The organism is Pseudomonas taetrolens (assembly GCF_900475285.1).
Taxonomy (GTDB): domain Bacteria; phylum Pseudomonadota; class Gammaproteobacteria; order Pseudomonadales; family Pseudomonadaceae; genus Aquipseudomonas; species Aquipseudomonas taetrolens.
This window is the reverse complement of record NZ_LS483370.1, coordinates 2,461,819-2,479,355: the sequence shown is the minus strand read 5'-3', so window position 1 is coordinate 2,479,355 and position 17,537 is coordinate 2,461,819. Positions and strand designations below refer to the sequence as shown.

The following is a 17,537-nucleotide window of genomic DNA, read 5'->3' as shown; positions in this document are numbered from 1 at the left end:
CGACTGTGCGAGTGGCGCCTCCCGTTAAAAGAGGCGCTGTAGCCGTTGATCGTCAGGCAGGCGAACGCTCACCGTCACCTGGATCCTGGCATTGAAGGGCCCTGTTGATCTCAGAAACGACCTGGCTCGTGGCGTCTTCGAGGGTTCCTTCATTACGGCATAACACCCAGCCGTGATCTGCAACCGCTCGCTCGAACGCGGTGCTGCACGCGGCATGTTCTTCCAGCGTATGCAGTACCGTGCTGCTCAGACCGCGGGTTCGTGCCGCTGCCCTCGCCCATGAAATCTCAGGGCTCGTGACAACCCCGACATGCAGGTCTGGCACCTGCACGTGTCGGTCCATGTTCAACTGCAGAATGTCTGCAAACGGGACAATCCGGCGAAACGCAGCATCCGACGGGTACCAGCGATCGATCAGGATGATGCAGCCGGGCGGCTGTTTAGCCAGCACGTGTCGGGTCATCCAGGCACGGCTATCCGCCAGGCGTTCACACACCTGCCACTCCAGTTCCGGTGCGGGGTTTCTCACAAGCCTGTTGACGAGGGCCATTGTTTCAGCCCTGTAGGGATCGCTTTTTTTCTCGCAAAGCCGGATCACTTTGTTGTTGCCAGCCCTCAGTACTTTCGTAACGGCTTCCAACAGTGTGGTTTTACCGGTGCCTTTGGGCCCATCCAGGGAAACAAACAGCGGACGATTCATGCTTCCCTTAACGATTGATTGACGATTTTTATGCCCGGACCGTTCGCTGGAGGCGCTGGGTGTGACCCAGCGAATCGAGTGGATGCAGGGGGCTTTGGGGAACTTACGCTTGGGAAAGGATGCAATCCAGCAAACCCGGGAAACGCAGGTTCAGTTCCTCTGCCCGCAGTGAGTTCATATGGGTCGTTCCCACGTTTCGCGTGTGAACCAGCCCGGCATCGCGCAATACCCGGAAGTGATGGGACATGCTGGATTTGGGCCGGCCGCCGTCGAGCTCGCCACACGATGCTTCATTGACCCCCGCGAGATACCGAACAATCTCCATGCGTACAGGGTCGCTCAAGGCGTAAAGCAAACGCTCGAGGATGAAATCGGATGGGAGGGGATGTTTGAAGGCTCGCATGAGCGGATGATAACGAAGGGTTTCAATGAGCGCCATATTTCGATTACTATCGAACAAGCGAATCAACCTATGAGGAACTTACCGATGTCAGCCCTGTTCGAGCCATTCACTCTGAAGGACGTCACCTTAAGAAACCGTATCGCCATTCCGCCGATGTGTCAGTACATGGCAGATGACGGCATGGTCAATGACTGGCACCTCGTCCACTTGGCAAGTCTGGCACGAGGTGGCGCAGGTCTGGTCGTTGTTGAGGCAACAGCCGTCTCCCCTGAGGGACGCATCACACCCGGATGTGCAGGTATCTGGAGCGACGCCCATGCCCAGGCATTTGTGCCCGCCGTCAAAGCGATCAAGGCTGCTGGCTCCGTGCCTGGTATTCAAATTGCTCATGCCGGACGCAAGGCGAGCGCTAACCGTCCCTGGGAAGGCGATGACCACATCGCAGATGGCAACCCGAATGGCTGGGACACGATTGGCCCCTCCCCCATAGCGTTCGGCGCCAACCTGCCGAAGGTTCCCCAGGAAATGACCCTGGAAGACATCGCCCGCGTTCGCCAGGACTTCGTTGATGCTGCGCGCCGGGCTCGCGAAGCGGGTTTTGAATGGATCGAGCTGCATTTTGCGCACGGGTATTTGGGCCAGAGTTTCTTCTCCGAGCATTCCAATCAGCGCACCGATGCATACGGTGGCAGCTTTGAAAACCGCAGCCGGTTCCTGCTGGAGACGTTGGCCGCCGTGCGTGAAGTGTGGCCAGAGAACCTGCCGCTCACTGCCCGCTTTGGCGTCATCGAGTATGACGGCCGCGACGAGCAAACCCTGACCGAGTCGATTGAACTGGCGCGGCGTTTCAAGGACGGCGGGCTTGACCTGTTGAGCGTCAGTGTCGGGTTCACCATCCCGGATACCCATATTCCCTGGGGCCCGGCCTTTATGGGCCCTATCGCCGAGCGCGTGCGTCGGGAGACGGGTTTGCCCGTGACTTCTGCATGGGGTTTCGGTACTCCGCAGCTGGCACACGCCGCCATCGAGTCTCGCCAGCTGGACTTGGTGTCCGTAGGACGGGCTCACCTGGCTGATCCACACTGGCCGTACTTTGCCGCCAAAGAGCTGGGCGTTGACAGGGCATCCTGGACACTCCCGGCGCCGTACGCCCATTGGCTTGAGCGCTACCGATAACTTGACCCGAAGATTGCCGCGCTGTGGGCGGCAATCTTTGACACTTCAGGATGGCTTCAACGGCGCATGCGGCAACTCGATCTGTGCGAAGAGCCCGCCGCCCTTGCGGTTTTGCAAGAGCAGGTCTCCGCCGTGCTTGCGTGCGATTGCCCGCGCGGAGGACAGGCCAAGCCCTACGCCACCGGTATTACGGTTGCGTGAGGGTTCCAGGCGGAAGAACGGGACGAATACATTCTCCAGCTCCGACTCGGGAATCCCCGGCCCTTCATCGCTGACTTCGATGCGCACCGTGCGTAGGTCATTGATCAATTCAATGCGCGGATGCCGGGCATACTTCACGGCATTTTCCAGCACGTTGGCGGTGATTCTTTTGATGTCTACCGGGCGGCCGAAATACACCAGGTGGGCGGGCCCTGAAAAATCGACGACGATGCCCTGATCGCTGTAGTCATCGATCACCGTTTGCAGCAATTCAGAGAGGTCGAAGGTGGTGGCGGGCTCCTGACGGGCCTCATCGCGAAAAAAGCCCAGCGCGTAGTTGATCATCGATTGCATTTCATCGGTGTCGCGGATCAGCTTGCGTTGTTGATCGATGTCCTCGAGGAATTCACATCGCAGACGTATGCGGGTCAGTGGCGCCCGCAAGTCATGGGAAATGGACGCCAGCATGTGCGTGCGTTCGGCAATGAACTGCTGGATTTTCGCCTGCATGGTGTTGTAGGCAATGATCGCCTGGCGAATTTCATGGGGCCCTTCGACTTCAATGGCCGGTGCGTTCAAGTCAGTACCAAAGCGTTGCACGGCATTGGTAAAGCGCTGAAGGGGGTCAGCCAGTTGCCGTGTGGCGAACCAGGCAACCAGCCAGGTGGCCACCAGACCCAGGGCAATCACCACCGCAAAGCGCAACGCTGAGCTCATTCCCCAGCTCCGTTGCGGAGGGGTAAACGACAACCAGCTGTTGTCGCTCAATTGCAACAGCATGACATAGCGCGCCTGCGGGCTTTCGGCGGGCCAGTTGGCGGGCTGAAAAACTTCTATCTTGTGCTGGGCGCCCTCCAGCAACTCATGCAGAACCGGCGAGTTGTTCAGGTCTATCGAGGTGCCCGGCCCCGGAAGCTCGAAATCACCTCGGTGCTGGCTCCAGAACACACCCAGGGTGGGGTTGCTCGCAGCGGCGGCCAATTGTGGCCGTATGTGCGCCGGGGCCGCCTGGATGATGCGTGTCGTGGCCGCGACCTGATCCAGCAAGCCGATTTGATCGACGGGCGGTTTTGCCCAGACTCCCGCGACCTGGACAAACAGGGCATAGAGCAAGAGCGAAGCCAGCATCGCCGTGACAATGGTCAGGGCAATCCGGCGTCGAAGCGTGTCAACGTGGGGAATCAGCCTCATCATGTTCGCGTCACCTTGGCGTCAAACATGTACCCGCCATTGCGCACGGTCCGAATCAGGTCCGGGCGCTTGCTGTCCGACTCTATTTTTCGTCTCAGGCGGCTGACCTGCACGTCAATGCTGCGATCAAAGGCTTCGTGGTTCTGCCCGCGGGTCAGATCGATCAATTGTTCCCGGGTGAGGATGCGTTCGGGGTGCTCAAGGAAGACCACCAGCAGATCGAACTCACCGCCGGAGAGCGGAATCATGACATCGGCAGACGAGCGCAACTCGCGACGGGTAACGTCCAGTTGCCAGCCCGCAAAGTGGATCACCAGACGTGCGTCTTCATTGCGCGGAACGACCGGATCGCTGGCCCGACGCAGTACAGCCCGCAGCCTGGCCAGTAATTCGCGAGGATCAAAAGGTTTGGTCAGGTAGTCATCGGCACCCAGCTCCAGGCCTACGATGCGGTCACTCAACTCGCCCATGGCGGTCAGCATCACAATCGGGATGCCGGTGTTGAGGCGTAGTTTCTGGCACAGGCTGAGCCCGCCTTCGCCGGGAAGCATGAGGTCGAGAATGATCAGGTCCGGCCGCTGACGCCCAATGGCCGCCCACATGGCTTCGCCGTGGGTGGCCAGTTCGACGTCATAAGCATGCAAAAGAAAGAACTTCTCCAGCAGCAATAGGATTTCTACATCGTCGTCGACGATCAGTAACCTGCTCACATTCAGCGGTCCATGGGCAAAAGGGAGGGTATCTAAAACCATTCTGCAGCCAAGGTCATATATTTCAATCGAGAAATATCTTTGCCCGGCGGACATCAACCAGACATCTCCCGGCAAAACCGCTCATGCACACTGCAGGCACTTCATTGCGGGATGCTCTCGATGCCGACCTTTAGCGACAAGGCCCAAAGCGCTGATGCTTTTATTCTGAACCAGCGTACCAGCAACGTCTGTGGCACCGGCCCGGTACTTTTCCAGGAGTCTCGCCTGGCGCTTTCCAGCGACCTGGACCGTATCGTTCTGGTCCGCTACATCGAGCACTACAGCCCGGAGTGCGAACAGTGGGTGGAGTACTCCCATTCGGTATCCGTTGCCGAACTTACCCAATGGTTAATGGCCAACGGTCAATTGAACGTCGTCAGTTCTGATGGCAGCGCAGGCGCTTGAGTACTGCGAACAACACCCATGACACCCCTCCTCTCAGGAATGCCGATTACATGCCAAGAAACCGCTCACTGCCGCTACTGATGGCCCTGGCGATGTCGCTCACCGCGTGTGCGAACAAAACCGTTGCTCCCGAAGAATATTCGGGGTTTTTGCAGGATTACAGCAAGCTCACCGAGAAACAGGTGGCGTCAGGGCAAAGCGTACTGTCCTGGGTAGACCCGACGCTTGATATCAAACACTACACCCGTGTGTATATCGAGCCGAGCCAGCTTCATACGCAGCAACAGCCCACTGAACGGCGTTCAAAGGCCATGCTTGCGGACATTCGTCATTATTACGATGCCGCGCTCAAGCACGAGTTAGGCAAAGTCATGACGGTTGTCACCACCCCGGGGCCCAACACATTGATCGTCAAACCCGCCATTATCTCGGTGTCGGCCTCCACCCAGAGTTTGCGGTTTTATGAGTGGTTGCCCGTGACCCTGCTCGCCGCCGGAGTCAGTACCGCCACCGAAGTCGCGGTGCTGGATGCCACCAATCAAGTCGTTGTCGCGCAGGTAATCCGCAAAGGAACCGGGTTGACGCTGCCAAATGACAAGCAGGCGATGACCCTGGATGATTTCAAACCGGTACTCGACGGCTGGGCCTGCGACATGCGCCTGGCCTATTTGTCCGGCAAGTAATCGATCCAGAGCCAGCCTGACCTCAGCCGTCCATCATCGTGGCTGGCAATCTTGACCCTCCCGTGTACACATCTCCCAGCCACCGCCCAATGCTTTGTAGAGGCTGACGATGGCAAGCCGCTGGTTGGTGCGCGCGATGGTCAGGGCGCGGCGGCTGGTAAAGTCGGATCGTTCGGCTTCGAGCACATCCAGGTAAACACCCTCGCCTTCGGAAAACTGTAAACGGGCAAGTCGTGCCGCCTCACGGTTCGCCGTTGATGCCTGCAGCCGCAGCTTCAGTGTGCTGCCCGCGGCGCTATTGGCCTTGAAGGCGTTATCGGTTTCCTGCAGGGCACGCAAGACCGTCTGGTCGTAGACGATCAATGCTTCCTGGGCCCGCGACTCACTGGCGGCGATCCGGGCGCGCACGCGGCCAATATCGAGCAGGTTCCAGCGAATCATCGGGGCGATGAAGCTGGACTGCGTGCCCCCGCTCCCCAAGGCATCGAGACTTCCCGCTACAAAGCCAATCGAACCTTGTACCTGGATCTCGGGGTACAGACCCGCGGTTTCAACCCCGATCCGGGCTGTCGCCGCCGCAAGCGCCCGTTCGGCGGCGGCAATATCGGATCGGCGGGCGAGCAGTCCGGCAGGATTGTCCACCGCGATCGTACGGATGGTCAGCGCTTCACGCTGCGGTGGGGTGGCAGGCAGCTTGAACAGTTGCGGGGCTTCCCCAAGCAGAATGGCCAGGGCGTTGACCGAGGTCGCCCGACGCCGCTCCAGTTCGGGCGCTACCGCCTCGACACTGCGCAACAACGACTCGGCGCGGAGCCGGTCGAGTTCGGTGGCAGATTGCGCGCTCACCCGACGCTCGACCATCTCCAGGCTCTCTCGCTGGCTACGGCTGATGTCGTTCACCACGGCCAGTTCAGCCTCAAGACCACGCAGTTCAAACCAGGTGGCGGCCACCTCGGCAGCGACGCCCGCTTGTACACCGCGCAACAGCGCTTCGCGAGAGCCCGCGTGGGCCCTGCCCGCTTCCACGGACCTTCTGACCCGCCCGAAGAGATCGATTTCCCAGGAGGCATCGAGTGCGCTGCGGTAGGTTTCGTTCTGCCGAGACTGGCCTGGCGACGTTTCGACGTCACTGCCACGGCGGTTCTCATAGCCCAGCGCGGGCCCCCCGCGAGGCAGAAAACCCTGTCGGCTTTCGCGCAACATGGCCTGTGCCTCTTCTAGCCGTACGGCAGCGATGCCGATGTCGAGATTTGCCACCAGCGCCCGCTGGATCAACGCCGTGAGCGCGGGTTCGTCGAAGACCCGCCACCACTCGACCTCGACATTCCCTGGAGCCAGCCCCGCCGGGAGCTCGCCAAAGCTCGCCGGAAACTGCGACGACGGCTGCGAAGGCGGTGTGTAGTCGGGCCCCACGCTCATGCATCCAGCCAGCAGGATCAGCGCACTTAGCGGGAGCATTACCGTTCGATAGGTGTTCTTCATGATGCGCTCTCCGCCCTGCGGGTCGCCGTTGTTGTTGACCTGTGCTGCGCGAAGCGTGCTGCCAGGCCGCGTACCACCCCATAAAACACCGGTGTCAGGAACAACCCGAACAGCGTCACGCCGAGCATGCCGGCGAAGACAGCAATGCCCATGGCATGGCGCATCTCCGCCCCGGCGCCACTGGCCAACACCAGCGGTACAACGCCGGCAACGAACGCCAGTGAGGTCATCAGGATCGGTCGCAGCCGCAGTCGACACGCCTCGATAACGGCCTCCAGTGCGGTTGCGCCTTCGGCTTCACGGCTTCGCGCAAACTCGACAATGAGGATGGCATTCTTGGCGGCCAGACCGACCAGCACAATCAACCCGATCTGGACGAACACGTTGTTGTCGCCGCCCACCAGCCACACGCCAATGATCGCGCTCAGCAGACACATCGGGACGATCAGCATGACCACCAGAGGCAGCAACCAGCTGTTGTATTGCGCGGCAAGGATCAGATAAGCGAGCAGTACGCACAGCGGGAAAATGAACAGCGCCGAGTCTCCGGCGAGCTTTTGCTGATACGTCAGGTCGGTCCACTCGAAGCTCATGTCTTCAGGCAGCACTTCCTGCGCCAGGCGCTCCATGGCAGCCACCGCCTGCCCCGAACTGATGCCCGGCATCGCGCCGCCCGTGATATCGGCCGAAGGATAGCCGTTGTAGCGAATCACCCGGTCCGGTCCTGAGCCTGGCGTGACCGTGACAAACGAGGATAAAGGCAGCATGTCCCCGGCAGCGTTGCGCACCTGCAAGCGGGTAATGGCTTCGGCTTGCATTCGATGCTCGGTATCCGCCTGGGCCATCACTTTGTAGGTGCGGCCGAAGCGGTTGAAGTCGTTGACATACAACGAGCCCAGATAGACCTGGAGCGCTTCGAATACATCTGCCAGCAGGACACCCTGGCTTTTGACCCGGGTCCGGTCGATAACCACGTCGAGTTGCGGGGCATTGACATCAAAACTGGTCATGAGGCCGGCCACCAGTCCTGATTCAGAGGCTTTGGTCATCAGGATATGGGTCTGTTGGACCAGGGCTTCGAGCCCGGCCCCGCCGCGGTCTTCAATCTGCATTTTGAAGCCGCCGGTGGCTCCAAGACCGGGCACCGGGGGTGGCGGGAACACGCCGAGAAAGCCGTCCGGGAGGCTGCTGAATTGCGCTTGCAGACGGCCCGTGATCGCGCTCGCGGACAGATCGGGCGTCGTTCGAGCTTTGAACGGATCAAGCATGATGAACATCACCGCCGCGTTGGGCACATTGACGAAACCGTTGATCGACAGCCCCGGGAAGGCGACAACGCTTTCGACACCCGGTTCGGCCAGCGCGATCCGGGTCATCTGCTTGACGACTTCTTCGGTTCGATCCAGCGATGCCGCATTGGGTAACTGGGCGATCGCCACCAGGTAATATTTGTCCTGCATCGGCACGAACCCCGGGGGCACCGACTGGAACACGAAGAAGGTCAGCACGAGCAGTCCGCCATAAACCACCAGCGCCCCGCCCCGGCGTCGCAAAACCTTGCGTACCGTCTTGCTGTAAGCGTCAGGCGCACGCTGGAAGGGTCGGCTCAGGGCTTGCAACACACGATCAGCGCGCCCTCGCAGACTATTCGGATCAAGCTCGACAGCGTCGAGACGGGGTCGCAACAGCATGCCGGCCAGCGCCGGACTGAGGGTGAGCGAGTTAACCGCCGACAGGAGGGTCGAGATCGCGATGGTCAAGGCGAACTGACGATAGAACTCACCCTGCAGACCGCTCAGGAACGCGGTCGGAATGAAAACGGCGGCCAGCACCGAGGTGATCGCAATGATCGGGCCGGTGACCTCCGCCATCGCGCGCTTGGCAGCTTGCGTGGGCTCCTCGCCATTGTCGATGTGACGCTCTACGTTCTCGACCACCACGATGGCGTCGTCCACCACGATCCCGATCGACAGCACCAAGCCAAACAGCGACAACGTGTTGAGCGAAAAACCCAGCAGATGCATGACCGCAAAGGTCCCGACCAATGACACCGGCACCGCCATCAGGGGGATAAGCGAAGCCCGCCAGTTACGCAGGAACACCACGACCACGATCACCACCAGCAGAATCGCTTCCAGCAGTGTGATCGCAACCGACTCGAGGGACGCCTGGACGAAGACTGTCGGGTCATAGGCGATGCGCGAGACAAGTCCTTCCGGGAAGTGGGTTTCAAGCCGCTGCATGGTGTCGCGTACCGCCCGGGAAACATCCAGTGCGTTGGCGCCTGGACTCTGAATGATCTGCAGCGCAACGGCCGGTTCGCCGTCAAGCAGGCTGCGCAGTGCGTAACCATCAGCGCCCATTTCGATGCGGGCGACATCGCGTAAACGCGTGACCTGCCCTTCGCTGCCCGTACGAATGATGATGTCGCCGAACTGCTCCTCGTCGGTCAACCGCCCGAGCGTGTTCACCGTCACCTGGAATGCCGCACTGGAATTGGGCGCCTGGCCCACGGAACCGGCGGCGACTTGCACGTTCTGTTCGCGCACGGCGGCAATCACGTTGCCGGCCGTCAGCCCGCGTGCGGCGATCAGATCCGGATCGAGCCAGAGCCGCATGCTGTATTCGCCGGCGCCCCAAACCAGGACGTCGCTGATGCCCGGGATGCGTGACAACTCATCGCGCACCTGGAGGTAGGCGTAATTGGAAATGAACAGCGGGTCGAAGCGCTTGTCGGGCGACAACAGGTGAACCACCATCAGAATGTCCGGCGAGGTTTTCTTCGTGACGATGCCCTGGCGCTGTACCTCTTCAGGCAAACGCGAGAGCACGCGCGAGACCCTGTTTTGCACCTGGATCTGAGCCATATCGGCATCGGTGCCCTGTGCGAAGGTGACCGTCAGGGTCATCTGGCCATCCGTTGCCGACTGCGACGACATGTACAGCATGCCCTCGACCCCGGTAATCGCCTGTTCCAGTGGTGCTGCCACCGTGTCAGCAATGACCTTGGGGTTGGCGCCCGGGTAGGCGGCGGTCACTTGCACGGTGGGCGGGGTGACTGCCGGATATTCGCTGAGCGGCAACTGAAAAAACGCAACGATTCCAGCGATCATCATCAAAATCGAAAGGACGATGGCAAACACCGGGCGATCAATAAAGAAGCGTGGAAAATTCATTTCGCGGCCCCCACGGTTTGCTGCACCGCAACGGGTGTACCGTCAATCGCGACAGGCTGCGGCGTGACGTGCATGCCCGGACGCACCAGCCCCTTGACGACGATGCGTTCGCCCGGCTGCAGGCCGTGCTCGATCACGCGCAAACCGTCGAGCATGTTGCCGGTTTCGACGGCGCGGTATTGGGTCGTATCGTCCTTGTCGACCACCAGCACATAACGGCTGCCCTGGTGGGTACCGATCGACTGATCGGACACCAGCACCCTGGTTTGCGGCGCCCCGGTCTCCAGTTTGACCCTGACAAACAGTCCGGGGGTCAATTGCCCGTCGGGGTTATCGACTACCGCGCGGACCCGCATGGTTCCGGTCCCGCGGTCCGCGGTGTTGGAGATGAAGTCGAGGTGAGCGGTCCGTGAATACGTCTCGTCGGTGAGCAGCGCTACCCTGACGTTTGCCGGCCGGGCCCCATAGGGCTTGGCGTTGCTCCGGCCTTGGGCAAGGGAGTGTAGATAGGTGCGTTCATCGACATCGAAATAAACATGCAGGGGATTGTTCGACACGATGGTCGTGAGCGGTGTCACACCACTGGCGACGTAATTGCCCTCGGTGACGAGGGTTTGGCCCACACGGCCACTGATCGGGGCCGTGATACGGGTGAAACTCAGGTCCAGTTGTGCAGCCTCCAGTGCGGCCTTTGCGGCGTCGACCTGTGCTCTGCTGGCATTGAGGGAGGCTGTTGCGGTGTCGAGCCGATCACGGGCGACGACCTTTTGAGCGAACAGCCGTTCGGCCCGCGCGTATTGCGCCTGCGCAAGCCTGGATGCCGCTTTGGTTTCACGCAGGTGAGCCGCAGCGGCGTTTGTCGCGGCCTGAAACTCCCGGGGGTCGATGACAAAAAGCCTGTCCCCTTTCTTGACAAAGCGGCCCTCCGGAACGCTGACATCCTGAAGATAGCCGGCGACCCGCGGACGCAGCTCAACCCGCTTGATCGCTGTCAATGAACCGGTGAACTCAAAAAAGGGTGTCACGGGGCGAACGCTCACCGTGGCTACCGGCACGCTCGGTGGCTGCACAGGAGTGGCGGTAGACACCGTCTCCCTGCATCCGGTCATAGTGAGCGCGACGCTTATCGCCGCAGTGATCAGGATGACGGGTTTTACTTTCATTGTTTTGCCCTTCGCACGGGAGTCGACATGGTTTGCATGTACTTATCCGACTTCCCACTCTTGGAAGGTCAAGCAATTTTTCAGTCTCAACGGCGGGGCAGAAAACTAACCGCCCTCCCCATCTGTAACCGCAGAAAGGGAGAGCGGTGCACGTGCCGGGATCAGCTCCGGGCTTTGCTCAGACGGGTGAACAGTTCGGTGGGGACTTTTTTGCCGTTGGCGGTGTACTGGTTGCTCCTGAACGAGTAGACCTCGGCTTCGGAGAGGTAACCATCGTTGTTCGTGTCAATCGCTTTGAATTCCTCAGCGCCTTTCGGGGCTACGGTGAGGAGTTCCTTGAGCGAAACCCGGCCATCACCGTTGGTGTCGGTACGGGTGAAGGACGCGTCGCCGCATTTGCCTTCCCCGCACTTGCCTTCAGCCGCGGCGGACTTGCCACTGGCTTCGCTGGCCCCGCATTTGCCTTCTCCGCACTTGCCTTCGGTGGTAGCGGCCTTGTCAGTGGCTTCACTGGCACCACATTTGCCCTCACCACACTTGCCCTCCCCGGTTTTGTCCGCTGCGGCCAATTGATAGCCCTGAGGCAGGGGGGCTGCAGCAAAGGCTGCAGATGACGCCAGGCTCATGCCCCCGGCTAACGCGATAGCGGCAAGGCCGAGGGATTTTTTATTCGATAACGGGATACGGTACATAGTGTTTCTCCAGAAGCTGTGTGCGGCCAGGCCGCGGGTCGTGCCACAAGGGCTGGGCTGCCTCAGGGAAGCACCCGGCGAAGAGGTAAACCGGGAGTTGCGCAGCGACATGCGCGCAAACAACCTTCACCTCGATCGGGCAACTTCATTCGGGCAAGACCATTTAGCCGCAGCCATGTATCCCTGATGTATCCCGTGGCAAACGCATTTGTAAGCCAACCCCGGGATACGTCCCGCCGATACACCGCGATACAAAGGCAGGGCCGCGCTTGATAGAAGGCACGGTCACGCCTCCACCACGCCGACGACGGCCTGCTCATGCAGCTGGTCCAGGAGCACCCGTGCATCGGCCATGAAGCGGGGCAAATCTGTCGCGCCGGCCTCCCCGGCCAAACCCTGCAACTGCGCCTGACCATTCAGTTCAGGGAATTGCTCGATTCGCTGCAGCAGACGCCATGCCAGCGGACTGAGTTCGCAGAACCGCACCTGCCCTGCCGGCAAGCGCCGGATCAACAGTAAGGTTGGCTGTTCCGGCGCTACGTCCGGCAGGTGCCCGGGCCCGAGGCGGTGTACGGCCCAGGTGTAGGCCAGCGGCCAGGCGAGCGGTGATAGCCTGAGCGGGCGATCAAGCATGTGCTCGATATCGCCCCCCTGAAACGGCGGCGCTTCGAACTGTTGCAAGGCCATCTCCACCCACTCGTAATGGGCGAGCTCAGGCAGGAACGGATACCCGGGTTGTGCTTGATCTGACGACACCTCCAGGCAGGCGACAAATGCCACAAACTCCTGCGCGATTTCACCGAAATACGGTGTTTTCGCCCGGTGCTCACGCAGGAATCGTCGTATCAGGTCACGCCAGCCAGCCTCACCCAGCACTGCAATCAGCACCGGAAATGTTCCGCCCAGCACGCCCGACAGATTGTTGAATACCAGGTCGAGGTAGATGCTCGCCCTCGCGGCATCCATCCCCGCAGGCGGTGCATGGCGGTCCGGGTCGCGCAGGTAACGGGTCAACGCAAGCTGCTGGCTGTGCAAGTCCGGCGAGATGTCAACCATTGTGGGCCTCCCGCACCAGTGCGTTTGCCTCGCCTTGCAGCCGCCGGATGGTATCCAGCTCGGCGACCAGCGCTGCGTAAGGAGGGAAATTGAAATCGCGTTCAAGCAGTGTCGGCTTCGTACCAAACAGCCCATAGGCTTGCGCCAGCAGCGACCAGACCACGGGTTTCACCGCAGCGCCATGACTGTCGATGATCAAGTCGTCGGCTTCATCATAATGACCGGCCACATGCATGGCGATCACCCGGCCGGGTTCCACGCCCGCCAGAAAAGCCTTAGGGTCAAACCCGTGATTCACCGAGTTAACGTACACATTATTGACGTCGAGCAAGAGGTCGCAGTCGGCTTCGCGCAGTACCGCATTGGTGAAGGCCAGTTCATCCATGTCCTGATGGGCTGCAGCGTAGTAGGAGACGTTCTCCACCGCCAACCGTCGCCCGAGGATGTCCTGTGCGCAACGGATCCGCGCCGCGACATGAAAAACCGCCTCTTCGGTGAATGGCAAAGGCAACAGGTCGTACAGATGCCCGTCGTCGCTGCAGTAGCTCAGGTGCTCGCTGTAAAACGGCACGTTGAAACGGTCGAGAAATCCGCGAATCTGCTGCAAAAAGTCTGTGTCGAGCGCAGCACTGCCCCCGAGCGACAGGGACAGGCCGTGGCACGACAGCGGGTAGCGTTCGGCAAGCGACTGCAGGGCGTCACCGTGAGCGCCACCGATGCCGATCCAGTTTTCCGGGGCCACTTCCAGAAAGTCGAAATCACCGCTGGGGGCGTCACGCAGCATATTCAGCAGTGCACGGCGTAGTCCGAGCCCTGCGCCTGCCGGCATGGATGGTGAGAGAGTTGTTCGCATACGTTGAATGCTCCGATTCTGTATCAGGAAAATGAGCTTCCGAGCCCCCAGAGTTACTTCGCGCCCAAGGTCGTCGCCAATCTGAAATATCGTGCGATGAGCGCGTCCAGGCTCAGCTTTCCTGCGCCGGTAAAGAGCAGCGGCACGAGCGCCACAAGGTAAATCAGAGGCAGTTTGTAGTTGCCGTAGCCTGTGTTGCTGATGGCGTAGCCCCGGGCCAGTTCGCTGAATGTCGACCAATCGGCTGGCCAGTGGACGGTTGCGGTCGCCACGAGCGTGACCACGATCAGGATAAAGGCCGAGAGACGTGTTCCCAGGCCTGCAAACAAGGCAATGGCGCAGAGCAGTTCGGCCCACATCGAGAGCTGCCAGTTCAGCGTCGCCGGGACATGGTTGAATGGAAAAGGAAAAGCGGACTGGATGTCCTGGAACCAATTTTCGCCGTTCCACTTTTGCAGGCCAGCCTCGAAAAACTCCCACGCCAGGAACACTCGCAGGCTGAGGGGGGCAACCCAGCCTGCGGCGCGATCAAGGTTCAGGTGAAGCCACTTCAGGGCGGATGTAGGGGTTGCGTGCATGGTTTGATCCTCTGTGATCGGTTCGGATTCGGGCTAGGCTGCAGCCCTTGCGGGTTGCTGGCGGCGCTTGTTGGCCTGGGCCAACTTGCCCACCAGGCGAATGGCGACCGCGGCACAGACCATGCCGAACGGCAGGATGTACCAGGCACTCATGGGGATGCGTTTGAAGTTGGCGTAGGCGAACACGGCAACGATGATCCACAGGCCGGTGGTATGCAGGGTCTTCCAGGCTTTTGCTCCCAGCAGTTGTGCCGGACCTTTGAACGAGGTGATCGCCATGAGCAGAATGAATCCATAGGCGACCGTGCCCGGGGTGTTGTCGATGAGCGAGCGCATCGGCCAGAACCCGGTGTTCAGTTGCCCGTAGGCATAGATCAATACGGCATGAACGGCATGGGAAAAGGCGAAGGCCAGCCCGATAAAACGTCGCTCGCGCACCAGGGCTTTAGTGACAGGCGAAGGGATCAGGACAGCAAAGGCGGAGGCGGTAAAAGCCGTGAGAAACAGGACAAAGGATGAGCGTGCAGTGGCGCGAATGGCGCTGCGCAGTCCCTCGATCAGGTCTGGCTGCAGCGCCACGGCCAGCGCGCTCATTATCAGGATGAACACTGCAAGCAGGCTGAACAGAGGCCAGCCTTTGAAGGGTTGGGGCGTCATGGCAAAACTCCTGTGGCAATGGCCTTGGCCATCCGGGGCGTCCGGATGGCCAGCCGACCGTTGGGAGTCTTGCAAGTGCGTGTATGTCCGTGATGTCTGAAACCCGCCGTTGTGCAATGTTGTGTGTGCACGGCAGTGGTCGATACAGTGCCATACAAAAGCCGCTGATGTATTACCGGGCCGTCAGACGCAACGTCACGCAGAGCCCCCCGCCTTCGCGGTTGCTCAGGGTCAGCGAGCCACCAATGGCCTCGGCCAATTGCTGAGCGATGGCCAGCCCCAGGCCGGTACCGCCGGTACTGCGGTTGCGGGAGTTCTCTACGCGATAGAACGGTTTGAGGACTTCGTGCAACACGTCCTCGGAAATCCCCGGGCCACGATCCAGTACCTTGATCGACAGGCCGGCAGGGCTCTGCCCTTCCACCCGCACTTCGGCGGCACCGGAGAACTTCACCGCGTTGTCCACCAGATTGACCAGAATCCGTCGCAGGGCATGGGGGCGGGTGTCGATGATTGCGCCACTTTTCCCGGCCAGGGTCACGGCCTTGCCGGTGTCCTGATAGTCAAACACCAGGCTGTCGAGGAACGAATCAAGATTGATCCGGCAACTGGCCTCGGTCGCTCCATGAATGCTCCGCGCATAGGCAATGCCTTCACGCACCAGGTGTTCTATTTCGTTGAGGTCATGGACCAGTTTGTCCTTCTCGATTGAATCGTCGGCGAACTCCGCGCGCAGCTTCATGCGGGTAATCGGCGTTTGCAGGTCATGGGAGATGGCCGCGAGCAGTTGCATGCGTTCCTTGAGGTAGGCCGCGATACGTTCCTGCATGGTGTTAAAGGCCTTGGCCGCATGTGCCACTTCGGTGGGGCCGCTTTCATCCAGGCGCACCGGATGCGCATTGGGGTCGAGCTTTTCGACCGCCTCGCTCAGCCGGGTCAGTGGCCGAACGGCAATTCTGACGGCGAGCCAGGTGCAGCCAATCATCAGGACGAACTGACCGAACAGGGCAATGGGTAACCATGGCGACAGTGGCATCATCGCGGGCCAGACGTCGAGGGTGACAGGGTTGCCGTCGCTCAGCTGCAACTGCGCCTGGAAATGTTGTCGGGGACCGGGAATTTCCTCGAACGTCAACTCATAGTCATGGCCGAGGGCGTCTTTGATCGAGTGTACGGCGATCGGCAGATTGTCCCGGTCCATGGGCACGCCGGGGTCGCGCTCTTTCAACAGATAGCCGTAGTTAGTGCGTTGCAGGCGCTCGAGCCAGCCCGGGCGCTCAGCCGCGGGCAAACGGTCGAGAATGGCGATGGAGGTCGAGACGTCGGTTTCGAGGTTACCCAGCATCATCGACTTCGCGCTCTCGTAGCGCTCGTAATACTGGGCTCCGAATGACAGGGCCTGCGCGAGAATCAGGCCGACAAGAAAGATCAAGGACAGGCGTGAGGCCAGCGTGCGCGGCCAGTGCAGCACGCGATTCATGGTTGCTCCGGCAGGATTTCGACGGCAAAGGTGAACACGTACCCCTCACTGCGCACCGTCTTGATGTAGGCCGGGTCACGGGCGTCATCCAGCAAGCGCTGACGCAGACGGCTGACCAGCAGGTCGATGGAGCGATCGAACAAGTCGGCGTCGCGACCCTGGGTCAGATTGAGCAATTGATCGCGACTGAGTACCCGTTGTGCGTGATCGAGGAAAACCCGCAGCAGACGGTATTCGGCCCCGCTCAGGGCGACCAGGGTGTCGTCCTGGTCAAGCAGGTGGCGAGCGGTGGTATCGAGACGCCAGCGACCGAACCCCAACAGCCGGCCGCTCTCGCTGACCACCAGATTGGGCGGCAGCATTCGCGTGCGCCGGAGTACGGCGTTGATTCGTGCGAGTAACTCACGGGCAGAGAACGGCTTGCTCAGGTAGTCATCGGCGCCCATCTCCAGGCCGATGATGCGGTCGGTTTCATCGTTGCGCGCGGTCAGCATCAACACCGGCGTCTTCTTGTGCTTGCCGGCCCGCAGTTCGCGGCACAGCAAGAGACCGTCATCGCCCGGCATCATGATGTCGAGCACGATCAGGTCAACCTGATTGGCGTCCAGAAAAGCGCGCATCTGGCGGCCGTCTGCCACCACCGTGGTGCGCAATCCGTTTTTCGTCAGGTAGTTGCCCACCAGTTCTCTGATCTCGCGATCATCATCGACGATTAACACATGATCGATGTGTTCCATCCCTTCAACCTCTCAGTGTGTGCAGTTTCCCAGCATACCGAGGCACGAGGCATCTGCCCGCCGGGCTTTGTATTGCAGTGTATCGAGCGCCGCATGGATACACGCAGATGCAAATCCCGGGCTGATCGTTTTGCTAAAGCCTTCGCCCCGGG

Annotated in this window: 17 protein-coding genes; 3 read left to right on the top strand and 14 right to left on the bottom strand. The window is 60.5% G+C overall.

Annotated features, from left to right (window positions below; translation table 11 throughout):
- Window positions 1-52 precede the first annotated feature (52 nt).
- Both DQN55_RS11360 and DQN55_RS11355 read right to left on the bottom strand, forming a co-directional pair.
- Window positions 53-700 carry a dTMP kinase gene (locus DQN55_RS11360; RefSeq protein ID WP_048379851.1) on the bottom strand — a complete coding sequence of 216 codons (648 nt, stop codon included), beginning with the start codon at window positions 698-700 and terminating at the stop codon, window positions 53-55.
- Between the two features lie 103 nt (window positions 701-803).
- Window positions 804-1,139 (bottom strand): ArsR/SmtB family transcription factor, encoded by a 336-nt coding sequence (locus tag DQN55_RS11355; protein ID WP_048379853.1) that lies wholly within the window; start codon window positions 1,137-1,139, stop codon window positions 804-806.
- Between the two features lie 48 nt (window positions 1,140-1,187).
- On the opposite strand from DQN55_RS11355, the gene DQN55_RS11350 reads away from it, so the two are divergent.
- Window positions 1,188-2,279: an NADH:flavin oxidoreductase/NADH oxidase gene (locus DQN55_RS11350; RefSeq protein ID WP_048379855.1), complete on the top strand. Its 1,092-nt coding sequence runs from the start codon at window positions 1,188-1,190 to the stop codon at window positions 2,277-2,279.
- Window positions 2,280-2,324: 45 nt separating this feature from the next.
- On the opposite strand, the gene DQN55_RS11345 is transcribed toward DQN55_RS11350, so the two are convergent.
- Together DQN55_RS11345 and DQN55_RS11340 are read right to left on the bottom strand one after the other, a co-directional pair.
- Window positions 2,325-3,674, bottom strand: a complete 1,350-nt coding sequence (locus DQN55_RS11345; RefSeq protein ID WP_172601027.1) for an ATP-binding protein — start codon at window positions 3,672-3,674, stop codon at window positions 2,325-2,327.
- The gene (locus DQN55_RS11340) at window positions 3,671-4,381 is read right to left on the bottom strand and encodes a response regulator (RefSeq protein ID WP_048379857.1); all 711 of its coding nucleotides are present in this window, start codon (window positions 4,379-4,381) and stop codon (window positions 3,671-3,673) included. Before DQN55_RS11340 ends, DQN55_RS11345 begins: the two co-directional genes overlap by 4 nt.
- A gap of 162 nt (window positions 4,382-4,543) precedes the next feature.
- Here DQN55_RS11340 and DQN55_RS11335 point away from each other — a divergent pair, with 162 nt between their 5' ends.
- Together DQN55_RS11335 and DQN55_RS11330 are read left to right on the top strand one after the other, a co-directional pair.
- Window positions 4,544-4,828: a hypothetical protein gene (locus DQN55_RS11335; RefSeq protein ID WP_048379859.1), complete on the top strand. Its 285-nt coding sequence runs from the start codon at window positions 4,544-4,546 to the stop codon at window positions 4,826-4,828.
- A gap of 50 nt (window positions 4,829-4,878) precedes the next feature.
- Window positions 4,879-5,511, top strand: a complete 633-nt coding sequence (locus DQN55_RS11330) for a DUF3313 domain-containing protein (protein ID WP_048379861.1) — start codon at window positions 4,879-4,881, stop codon at window positions 5,509-5,511.
- Between the two features lie 33 nt (window positions 5,512-5,544).
- Here the strand turns inward: DQN55_RS11330 and DQN55_RS11325 are convergent, their stop codons facing one another.
- From DQN55_RS11325 to DQN55_RS11280, 10 genes are all read right to left on the bottom strand, one after another.
- Window positions 5,545-6,993: an efflux transporter outer membrane subunit gene (locus DQN55_RS11325; protein WP_048379864.1), complete on the bottom strand. Its 1,449-nt coding sequence runs from the start codon at window positions 6,991-6,993 to the stop codon at window positions 5,545-5,547.
- Window positions 6,990-10,169 (bottom strand): efflux RND transporter permease subunit, encoded by a 3,180-nt coding sequence (locus tag DQN55_RS11320; protein ID WP_048379866.1) that lies wholly within the window; start codon window positions 10,167-10,169, stop codon window positions 6,990-6,992. The genes DQN55_RS11325 and DQN55_RS11320 overlap by 4 nt, the downstream gene beginning before the upstream one ends.
- Window positions 10,166-11,332: an efflux RND transporter periplasmic adaptor subunit gene (locus tag DQN55_RS11315; protein WP_048379868.1), complete on the bottom strand. Its 1,167-nt coding sequence runs from the start codon at window positions 11,330-11,332 to the stop codon at window positions 10,166-10,168. The genes DQN55_RS11320 and DQN55_RS11315 overlap by 4 nt, the downstream gene beginning before the upstream one ends.
- A 161-nt stretch (window positions 11,333-11,493) precedes the next feature.
- Complete coding sequence (locus DQN55_RS11310; protein WP_048379870.1) at window positions 11,494-12,024, bottom strand: HvfA family oxazolone/thioamide-modified RiPP metallophore; 531 nt, start codon at window positions 12,022-12,024, stop codon at window positions 11,494-11,496.
- A 285-nt stretch (window positions 12,025-12,309) separates the two neighbouring features.
- Entirely contained in the window at window positions 12,310-13,080 is a 771-nt protein-coding gene (locus DQN55_RS11305) for an HvfC family RiPP maturation protein (protein ID WP_048379873.1), read from the bottom strand.
- The gene (locus DQN55_RS11300; RefSeq protein WP_048379875.1) at window positions 13,073-13,933 is read right to left on the bottom strand and encodes an HvfB family MNIO-type RiPP peptide maturase; all 861 of its coding nucleotides are present in this window, start codon (window positions 13,931-13,933) and stop codon (window positions 13,073-13,075) included. Before DQN55_RS11300 ends, DQN55_RS11305 begins: the two co-directional genes overlap by 8 nt.
- Before the next feature lie 53 nt (window positions 13,934-13,986).
- Entirely contained in the window at window positions 13,987-14,511 is a 525-nt protein-coding gene (locus DQN55_RS11295) for an HvfX family Cu-binding RiPP maturation protein (RefSeq protein WP_048379877.1), read from the bottom strand.
- A 33-nt stretch (window positions 14,512-14,544) separates the two neighbouring features.
- Window positions 14,545-15,168 carry a ferric reductase-like transmembrane domain-containing protein gene (locus DQN55_RS11290; RefSeq protein WP_048379879.1) on the bottom strand — a complete coding sequence of 208 codons (624 nt, stop codon included), beginning with the start codon at window positions 15,166-15,168 and terminating at the stop codon, window positions 14,545-14,547.
- A 172-nt stretch (window positions 15,169-15,340) separates the two neighbouring features.
- Window positions 15,341-16,648 carry a sensor histidine kinase gene (locus DQN55_RS11285; protein ID WP_048379881.1) on the bottom strand — a complete coding sequence of 436 codons (1,308 nt, stop codon included), beginning with the start codon at window positions 16,646-16,648 and terminating at the stop codon, window positions 15,341-15,343.
- Window positions 16,645-17,385: a response regulator gene (locus DQN55_RS11280; protein ID WP_048379883.1), complete on the bottom strand. Its 741-nt coding sequence runs from the start codon at window positions 17,383-17,385 to the stop codon at window positions 16,645-16,647. The genes DQN55_RS11285 and DQN55_RS11280 overlap by 4 nt, the downstream gene beginning before the upstream one ends.
- Window positions 17,386-17,537 lie beyond the last annotated feature (152 nt).

Excerpts from the sequence above, each read along its gene's own strand:
- DQN55_RS11335 (WP_048379859.1), top strand. The coding sequence starts at position 4,544 with ATGCCGACCTTTAGCGACAAGGCCCAAAGCGCTGATGCTTTTATTCTG.
- DQN55_RS11310 (WP_048379870.1), bottom strand. The coding sequence starts at position 12,024 with ATGTACCGTATCCCGTTATCGAATAAAAAATCCCTCGGCCTTGCCGCT.
- DQN55_RS11300 (WP_048379875.1), bottom strand. The coding sequence starts at position 13,933 with ATGCGAACAACTCTCTCACCATCCATGCCGGCAGGCGCAGGGCTCGGA.
- DQN55_RS11355 (WP_048379853.1), bottom strand. The coding sequence starts at position 1,139 with ATGGCGCTCATTGAAACCCTTCGTTATCATCCGCTCATGCGAGCCTTC.
- DQN55_RS11350 (WP_048379855.1), top strand. The coding sequence starts at position 1,188 with ATGTCAGCCCTGTTCGAGCCATTCACTCTGAAGGACGTCACCTTAAGA.
- DQN55_RS11305 (WP_048379873.1), bottom strand. The coding sequence starts at position 13,080 with ATGGTTGACATCTCGCCGGACTTGCACAGCCAGCAGCTTGCGTTGACC.
- DQN55_RS11295 (WP_048379877.1), bottom strand. The coding sequence starts at position 14,511 with ATGCACGCAACCCCTACATCCGCCCTGAAGTGGCTTCACCTGAACCTT.
- DQN55_RS11330 (WP_048379861.1), top strand. The coding sequence starts at position 4,879 with ATGCCAAGAAACCGCTCACTGCCGCTACTGATGGCCCTGGCGATGTCG.
- DQN55_RS11290 (WP_048379879.1), bottom strand. The coding sequence starts at position 15,168 with ATGACGCCCCAACCCTTCAAAGGCTGGCCTCTGTTCAGCCTGCTTGCA.
- DQN55_RS11325 (WP_048379864.1), bottom strand. The coding sequence starts at position 6,993 with ATGAAGAACACCTATCGAACGGTAATGCTCCCGCTAAGTGCGCTGATC.
- DQN55_RS11280 (WP_048379883.1), bottom strand. The coding sequence starts at position 17,385 with ATGGAACACATCGATCATGTGTTAATCGTCGATGATGATCGCGAGATC.
- DQN55_RS11285 (WP_048379881.1), bottom strand. The coding sequence starts at position 16,648 with ATGAATCGCGTGCTGCACTGGCCGCGCACGCTGGCCTCACGCCTGTCC.
- DQN55_RS11315 (WP_048379868.1), bottom strand. The coding sequence starts at position 11,332 with ATGAAAGTAAAACCCGTCATCCTGATCACTGCGGCGATAAGCGTCGCG.
- DQN55_RS11345 (WP_172601027.1), bottom strand. The coding sequence starts at position 3,674 with ATGATGAGGCTGATTCCCCACGTTGACACGCTTCGACGCCGGATTGCC.
- DQN55_RS11320 (WP_048379866.1), bottom strand. The coding sequence starts at position 10,169 with ATGAATTTTCCACGCTTCTTTATTGATCGCCCGGTGTTTGCCATCGTC.
- DQN55_RS11360 (WP_048379851.1), bottom strand. The coding sequence starts at position 700 with ATGAATCGTCCGCTGTTTGTTTCCCTGGATGGGCCCAAAGGCACCGGT.